This window comes from Candidatus Palauibacter australiensis (genome assembly GCA_026705295.1).
Lineage (GTDB): Bacteria > Gemmatimonadota > Gemmatimonadetes > Palauibacterales > Palauibacteraceae > Palauibacter > Palauibacter australiensis.
On sequence record JAPPBA010000003.1, the window covers coordinates 1 to 7877 of the forward strand.

The 7877-nt window shown below is 70.0% G+C and carries 7 protein-coding genes; 3 read left to right on the plus strand and 4 right to left on the minus strand.

The window, feature by feature from the left end; all coding sequences use genetic code 11:
- From tkt to tal, 3 genes are all read left to right on the plus strand, one after another.
- The coding region (gene tkt, locus OXN85_00050; GenBank protein ID MCY3598353.1) for a transketolase at positions 1-1797 on the plus strand (1797 nt) is incomplete at its 5' end.
- Positions 1794-2255 (plus strand): ribose 5-phosphate isomerase B, encoded by a 462-nt coding sequence (gene rpiB, locus OXN85_00055; protein MCY3598354.1) that lies wholly within the window; start codon positions 1794-1796, stop codon positions 2253-2255. The genes tkt and rpiB, both read left to right, overlap by 4 nt.
- A gap of 25 nt (positions 2256-2280) precedes the next feature.
- Positions 2281-3432, plus strand: a complete 1152-nt coding sequence (gene tal / locus OXN85_00060; GenBank protein MCY3598355.1) for a transaldolase — start codon at positions 2281-2283, stop codon at positions 3430-3432.
- Here the strand turns inward: tal and dnaJ are convergent.
- The 4 genes from dnaJ to dprA form a co-directional block, all read right to left on the minus strand.
- A complete protein-coding gene (gene dnaJ, locus OXN85_00065; protein MCY3598356.1) occupies positions 3422-4591 on the minus strand; it encodes a molecular chaperone DnaJ in 1170 nt (389 codons plus the stop codon). The genes tal and dnaJ overlap by 11 nt on opposite strands.
- Positions 4588-5631: a heat-inducible transcriptional repressor HrcA gene (gene hrcA / locus OXN85_00070; GenBank protein MCY3598357.1), complete on the minus strand. Its 1044-nt coding sequence runs from the start codon at positions 5629-5631 to the stop codon at positions 4588-4590. The genes dnaJ and hrcA overlap by 4 nt, the downstream gene beginning before the upstream one ends.
- Positions 5628-6782, minus strand: a complete 1155-nt coding sequence (gene hemW, locus OXN85_00075; protein ID MCY3598358.1) for a radical SAM family heme chaperone HemW — start codon at positions 6780-6782, stop codon at positions 5628-5630. Before hemW ends, hrcA begins: the two co-directional genes overlap by 4 nt.
- Positions 6782-7877: DNA-processing protein DprA (gene dprA, locus OXN85_00080; protein MCY3598359.1), on the minus strand; the 1096-nt coding region annotated here is incomplete at its 5' end. The genes hemW and dprA, both read right to left, overlap by 1 nt.

Genomic DNA, 7877 nt, shown 5'->3' on the forward strand with positions numbered 1-7877 from the left:
CTCCAGTATGCCGTCCTGCACCTCACCGGATTCGACCTTCCCCTGGAGGAAATCCGCAATTTCCGGCGGGCCGGAAGCTCCACGGCCGGCCACCCCGAGTACGGGCACGTTGACGGGGTCGAGACGACGACGGGGCCGCTGGGCCAGGGCGTCGCAAACTCCGTGGGGATGGCGATCGCCGAAGCGCATCTCGCAGCGGCGTTCAACCGGGCGGACCATTCGATCATCGATCACCGGACATACGTCATCTGCAGCGACGGCGACCTCATGGAGGGCGTCTCGTACGAAGCCGCCTCGCTGGCTGGACACCTGGGGCTCGGCAAGCTCCTCTGGCTCTACGACGACAACCGGATCACGATCGATGGCGACATCGATCTCGCCTTTTCGGAGGATGTGCGCGGGCGGTTCGAGTCGATGGGGTGGCACGTGCAGTCCGTCGGGGACGCGAACGACCTGGCGGCGCTTGACGCGGCGATCGAAGGGGCGCGGAGCCTGGAAGACCGCCCGTCGCTGATCATCGTCCGCTCGCATATCGGCTACGGCGCCCCCAACAAGCAGGACACGGCCGCCGCGCACGGCGCGCCGCTGGGCGAGGAAGAGGTCCGGCTCACGAAGGAGGTGTACGGCTGGCCCGTGGAACCTCCGTTCCTCGTGCCGGACGCCGTCCGAAGCCACATGGGCGGGCAGGTCGCCCGCGGCGAAGCGCTCGCCGCCGAGTGGGGGGAGCGCTTCGAGCGATACCGCGCGGAGCACCCGAAGCTGGCGGCCGAACTCGAACGCCGCTTCCGCTCGGAGCTACCGCCGGCGTGGGACGAGGGGCTTCCGAGGTTCGGCCCTGACGACGATCCGATCGCCACACGGGCCGCCTCCGGCGGGATCCTGACCGCGCTGGCCCCCCGCCTCCCGGAACTCATCGGCGGAAGCGCCGACCTGTCGGGCTCGAACAACACGTTGATCGACTCGCCGAACTTCTCGAGGGACGCACCCGAGGGCCGCAACCTGCGGTGGGGCATCCGCGAGCACGCGATGGGCTCCATCGCGAATGGACTTGTCCTCCACGGCGGCGTCCGGCCGTACATCGCCACGTTCTTCACCTTCACGGACTACGCCCGGCCGTCGATGCGGCTCGCCGCGCTGATGGGACTGCCCAACATCTACGTGATGACGCACGACTCGATCGGCCTCGGGGCCGACGGGCCGACGCACCAGCCCATCGAGCACCTCGCCTCCTTCCGGGCGATGCCCGGCGTCGTCGTGCTGCGCCCCGCCGACCCGGAGGAAACCGTTCAGGCGTGGCGCGTCGCGATCGAGCGCCGTGCCGGGCCCACGATTCTGGTGCTCACGCGCCAGAAGGTCCCGCATCTCGAGCGCGCGGCCGGCGCCGCTCGCGCTGGAGTGGGACGCGGCGCCTACGTCCTGAGGCCGGAGCCCGGGCCGCTTCAGATCGTGCTCCTCGGGACCGGCTCGGAACTGCAGGTGGCCGTCGAAGCGGCGGGGCTCCTCGAGGCCGGGGGGGTGTCGGCGCGCGTGGTCTCGTTCCCGAGCTGGGAACTGTTCCGCGCCCAGCCGGCCTCCTACCGGGACGAGGTCCTTCCCCCCGGCGTTCCGCGGGTCGCGATCGAAGCCGGCGCCACGCTGGGGTGGACGGAATGGGTGGGGCGGGACGGCGCCGTTATCGGGATCGACCGCTTCGGCCAGTCCGCGTCGGCGGCGGACAACTTCGCGCACTTCGGCTTCACCGCGGAGGCCCTTGTCGCGCAGGCCATGGAAGCGCTCCCGGCGGAGGGGCCGCCGTGAAACTCGCCGTCGGGGCGGATCACGCGGGCGTAGGTTACAAGGATGTCCTCGCCGCCGAGCTTCGCGAAGCGGGCCACGAAATCATCGACGTCGGCACGCACGGCACCGACTCCGTCGACTACCCCGACTTCGCCTTCGCCGTCGCCGAGCGGGTGGCGCGCAGCGAGGTGGAACGCGGCATCGTCATCTGCGGGTCCGCCGTGGGCGTCTGCATCGCCGCGAACAAGGTGCCGGGAGTACGGGCAGGCGTCTGCCACGACACGTACTCGGCGGCGCAGGGGGTCGATCACGACGACATGAACGTCCTCTGCATGGGGGAGCGCGTGATCGGGATCGCCCTCGCGCGCGCGATCACGGAGGCGTTCCTGGCCGCGGACTTCTCGGCCGACCCGAGGCACCAACGGCGGCTCGAAAAGGTGCTGGACATCGAAGCCCGACACCTGAAATCGGACACCTGAGACTCACGATGGGGAGGGGAGAGAGATGAGCGCGCTGCTTCAGCTTCAGGAGCACGGCCAGAGCTACTGGCTCGACAACCTGACGCGCGGGATGCTGGTCGACGGAACGCTGGCTCGCCGGGTCGAGACCGAAGGGTTGAGAGGGGTCACCTCGAACCCCGCGATCTTCCACAACGCCATCACGGGCAGCGCGCAGTACGATGAGGACATCGCCCGCTTCACCGCCCGGGGTCTCGGCGTCGAAGACGTCTACGACCGGCTCACGATCGCCGACGTCCAGGGCGCATGCGACGTCCTGCGGGGCGTGTGGGAGAGTTCCGGCGGGGTCGACGGATACGTTTCTCTCGAGGTGTCTCCCCACCTGGCCAACGACACGGAGGGCACGGTACGGGAGGCGCGGCGGCTCAACGATGAGGTGGCCCGTGAGAACGTCCTCATCAAGATCCCCGGGACGCCCGCCGGAGTTCCGGCCATCCGGCAGGCGCTGTTCGAGGGCGTGAACGTAAACGTGACGCTCCTCTTCTCCATCGCCGCGTACGAGGCGGTGGCGGACGCCCACACGGAGGCGCTGGAGCAGCGGATCGAAGCGGGCCGGTCCGTCGACGATGTCGCCTCGGTGGCCAGCTTCTTCGTGAGCCGGATCGACGCGCTGACCGACCGCAAGCTCGCGGCGCTGGCCGACGCCGCGAAGGGCGACGCCGCTCGCTGCGAGGCCCTGTTCGGCAAGGCGGCGGTCGCCAACGCCAAGCTCGCCTACGTCGGTTTCCAGCGGCGGCTGGCCGCGGACCGCTGGGCCCGCCTCGCGGGGTTCGGCGCCCGTCCGCAACGCATGCTGTGGGCAAGCACGAGCACGAAGAACCCCGCGTATTCCGACGTGGGGTACGTCGAGCCGCTCATCGGCGACCTGACGGTCAACACTCTGCCGGAGAAGACGATCGACGCCTTCAGGGATCACGGGCGCGTCGCCGGCACCCTGACCGAGGGTGTCGACGAGGCCCGCCGCGCGATGGCGGAGTTGGCCGCCGTCGGCATCGAGTTGGACGAGGTCACCGATCAGCTTCTCGCGGAGGGCGTCGAGAAGTTCGCCGTTCCCTTCGACCGGCTCCTCGCGAGCCTCGCGGAGCGGATGGCGTCGCAGCCCGCCACGGCCGTCGCGTCGGGGTCCGCTACGCGGTAAACGCCGCCTTTACCCGCTCCCAGAAGCTCGGATCCTCGCCCCGGCGCGGTTCGGGCGGCGCATCCTCGACCTCCCTCAGCGACTCCAGGATATCGCGCTGACGCCGGGACAGTTCGCTCGGCGTCCACGTGTGCACGCGTACCAACTGGTCGCCGTGGCCCGCGGCCCGCAAACGCGGCATCCCCTGGCCACGAAGCCTCAGGACCTGCCCCGCCTGGATCCCCGCGGGCACCTTGAGCCGGGCCTGTCCGAGGATCGTCGGCACGTCGAGTTCATCGCCCAGCGCCGCCTGGGAGAACGTGACCGGCAGATCGAGGACGAGGTCATCGCCCCTGCGCTCGAAGCGATCGTGCGGCTCGACCTCCACCTGCACGATGAGGTCCCCCAGCGGCCCGCCGCGCGGACCCGCATTACCGCGCCCGCGCAGCTTCAGGTAGTCGTCGGACGAAATACCCGCGGGAATCTCGATATCGATGGAACGGTCAACCCGCACCCGACCGGTTCGCCCGCAGTCGCGGCACTCGTCGGCGATCCAGGTGCCCTCTCCACCGCACTCGGAGCAAGGACGCACCGAGACGAATTGTCCCAGCATCGAGCGCTGGACCATGCGGATCTCGCCAGCACCCTGGCACGTCCCGCAAGTCGAAGCCGTGCTTCCCGGTTCGGCACCCGTCGCATCGCAACGCTCGCACGGATCCAGGGCGGAGACGCGGAGGGAGCGCCGGGCTCCTTTCGCCGCCTCTTCCAGCGTGATCGCGACGGAGACCTTGAGGGTCGAGCCGCGGCGCGGCTGGTTCGGGGATCGCCCGTCTCCGAAGAGGTCGCCGAAGCCGCCGCCTCCGAAGCCACCGCCTCCGAACTCCCGCATGAACACGTCGAACGCGTCGGAGAAGTTGTTGAATCCGGAGAACGGCGCCTCGCCTCCACCGCCGCGCCGGACGCCGGCCTCGCCGTACTGGTCGTACAGCTGCCGCTTCCCCGGGTCGCGGAGCACTTCCCACGCCTCCGTCACCTCCTTGAACCGCTCCTCCGCGTCGGGCGCGGAATTGCGATCCGGATGGTACTCCATGGCGAGGCGCCGGTACGCCCGCTTCAGTTCGTCCGCACCGGCATCGCGGGGGACGCCGAGCAGCTCGTAAAAGTCGCGGTGTCCGCTCACGGCGTCAGTCGCGTGAGAAGATCGGAGGTCCAGTCGACGATGGAGACGACCTTGTCGTACGGCATGCGCGTCGGCCCGATCACGCCGACCGTGCCCTGCAGACTGCCGACGGCATAGTTGGCCGTGACGATGGTCAGATCCTCGAGCTCCGGTTGGCCGTGCTCGGCGCCGATCGTCACATGGGGACCGTCCGAGCCGTCGCGATCCCCCAGCACGGAGGCGAGCAACTCCCGGCGCTCCGTGAGGAGCAGGAGTTCGCGCAGACGCTCGCTCGTCGTGAACTCCGGCTGCTCGGTCAGGGCTGCGGCGCTCCCGAGGTGGATCTCACGCTCGCGCCGCGCCCACTCGAAGATGTCCGGACCGCTGTGCACGAAGATGTTCATCAACTCCTCGGCGCCGCGGTTACTGAAACTCAGGTCGCCCAGTCGCTCGCGCAGCGTCGCCTGGATCTCGGAGATCGCGCTGCCCGCCAACCGTTCGTTCAGCGCCTGCGACACCGCCTGGAGCGTCGCACGCGGTATCCGCGTCGCCACATCCACGTACACGGTGCGCACCACGCCGGACTCGATCGTGAACACCAGGAGCACCTTCTCGCTGGAAAGCGGCACGAGTTCGAGGCGCTCGAGCGTGGCGGTGGCGAGCGTCGGGCCCACGGCGAGGCCGAGTTCCCCCGTAAGGAGGCTGAGGACGCGCGCCGCCTTGCCCATGAGGTCCTCCACACCGCCGGCGTCCGCGTCCCCCAACTCGCGTTCGATCTTTGCCCGGTCCCGCTTCCGGATGCTGCCCCAGCGCATGAGCGCATCGACGTAGTACCGGTACGCGAGATCCGTCGGAAGCCGTCCGGCGGAGGTGTAGGGGTGTGAGAGCAGGCCCTTGCTCTCGAGATCCGCCATCGTGTTGCGGATCGTCGCGGGGGACACGCCGAGCGCGTACTCCTTCCCGATCCTCCGCGAGCCGGCCGGGGCGGCCGTGCGGACGAAGGAGTCGATGACCGCCGCGAGGACGGCCCGTTCGCGCTCTGTCAGTGTTGGCAGGGTCATGCTCTCTCAGCCCCGGCGAGTTCGGCGGCGATCGTGTCCAGGCGGAGCCAGCCTTCGATCGTCGCCCGCCAGCGTCCGTTGCGCTCCTCCATCCACCCGGCCTCGGCCCAGTCGTCGAGGTGGAGCCCGTCCGACGAGGTCTTCGGCACGAGGTCGGGCGTCAGTCCGCGATTCGTACGAAGACCCAGCCAGATCCGTTCCAGTTCCTCTTCCTCCGGCCCCACGCGTTCCCAGCCGTCGAGCGGGCCGCGGCCCTCCCGCAGCGCGCGTTCATACCGGTCCCAGCGGAAGACGTTCCAACTGCGGATCGGCGGGAGAAATCCATGGGCGGACGGGCCAACCGCAAGATACGACGTTCGGTTCCAGTACGACCAGTTGTGGCGGCACTGCGCTCCCGGCCGGGCGAAGTTCGACACCTCGTACTGCTCATACCCCGCCGTGCGCAGTTCGCGCGACAGGAGTCGGTACTCGTCCGCGTAGCGCTCCTCGTCCGGCGCCCCGACCCGGCCTAGGCGGATCCACTCGGCCAGCGGCGTGCGAGGCTCCACGGTGAGGCCATAGAGACTCAGGTGAGACAGGTCGAGCGTGGCCGCCGCTTCCACTTCCGCCGCGAGGTTTCGCGTCACCTCGGGGGGGAGACCGAAGATGAGGTCCGCGCTCACACGTTCGAATCCGGCATCTCTCGCCTCCGCGACGGCCTCTGTGGCCCGGCGGCGGTCATGAAGCCGGCCCAGCCACGTCAGAACCGCATCGTCCAGAGCCTGCACGCCGAGACTCAGCCGGTTCACGCCTGTCGCCCGCCAGCTTGAACCGAGACGCGCGTCGAAGGACGCGGGGTTCGCCTCGGCCGTCCATTCCGTGTGCGCTGCATCGATTCGGAACCAGGCGGAGATTCGCGAGGCCAGCCCTTCCATGCCGGCGGCCCCCATGAGCGACGGCGTCCCGCCTCCCACGAAGATCGTATCGAGCGTGTCCCCCGGATCCCATGCGTTGCGCTCGAACCACCAGGCGAGTTCGACCTCGATCGCGGCGAGCCAGCGGGACACCGGCGGGGCCGAGGCGCGCTGGACGGAGAAATCGCAGTAGTGGCAGCGATGCGCGCAGAACGGAAAGTGCACATACAGGGAGCGTGGGGGGCGCCGGCCGGACATCAGCGGCCTCCCCGCCGCCGGACGGCGGCGAAGTTCCCTCCCGGCCGGCGCTCGACCCACCCTTCGAGTTCCAGCCGTCCCAGTCCGCCCAGCACGTTCGTGACCGGCATCTCAAGACCGACGGCGAGTTCATCCGGCGAGCGGGGTCCCCGGGACAGCGCTCCGAGCAGGCGCATGTCGCCGGAGGGTCCTTCGACCGCTGGAGCGGGTCCTTCTTCCGGTTGTGGCTGCGGCTCAAGCCTAAACCAGCCCAGCGCGTCGAACACGTCCTGTGCGCCGGCCACGAGCCCGGCCCCTTGACGCAGGAGGCGAAGACACCCGGCCGCGCCCGGATCGTCGATCCGCCCGGGTACCGCGAGGACTTCCCGCCCCAGATCCAGGGCATGGTCCGCCGTGTTCAGGGCCCCGCTCCTTCCGCCCGCCTCCACGACGATGACGCCGCGGGCGAGGGCTGCGATCACCCGGTTCCGGCGCGGAAACGCGGAACGCGTCGGTGGCGCGCCCGGCTCGAACTCGCTCAGCAGAATCCCGTGCGAACGCATCCTTTGGTACAGGTCCCGGTTGTCCGCCGGGTATTCACGATCGAGTCCGGTCCCCAGCACTCCGATGGTACGTCCGCCCGCATCGAGGGCGCCCGCGTGGGCCGCCGCATCGATGCCGCGCGCCATGCCGCTGACCACCGTCCAGCCCCAGCGCCCGAGTTCCGTTCCCAGGGCATATGCCGTGCGCAGCCCGTAGGACGACGCGGCCCGTGTACCCACGACGGCGATCGTCCGCTCGAAGTCCGGCGTCCCGGGGCCACGCTTGAAGAGAACGGGCGGCGGATCGGGAAGGTCGCGCAGCTCTGCGGGATATACGGCCTCCGCACAGTCGGTATACCCCGCCACGCGGATCCCTTTACCGCGCGCTTCACGCAACAGCGACCGCGCCGCGTTCTCGCCGGCGGGGCCGAGGGCGCGGATCGTTCTCGCGAGTGGCACCCGAGCGCCACGACGGAGCGCGCGCAGGTCGTCCGGCGCGCGGCGCACCGCCACGAGCGCCGCCGATGCCCCGCCATGGCGGTCGACCAGGCGGCGGACGCCGCGCAACCCAAGG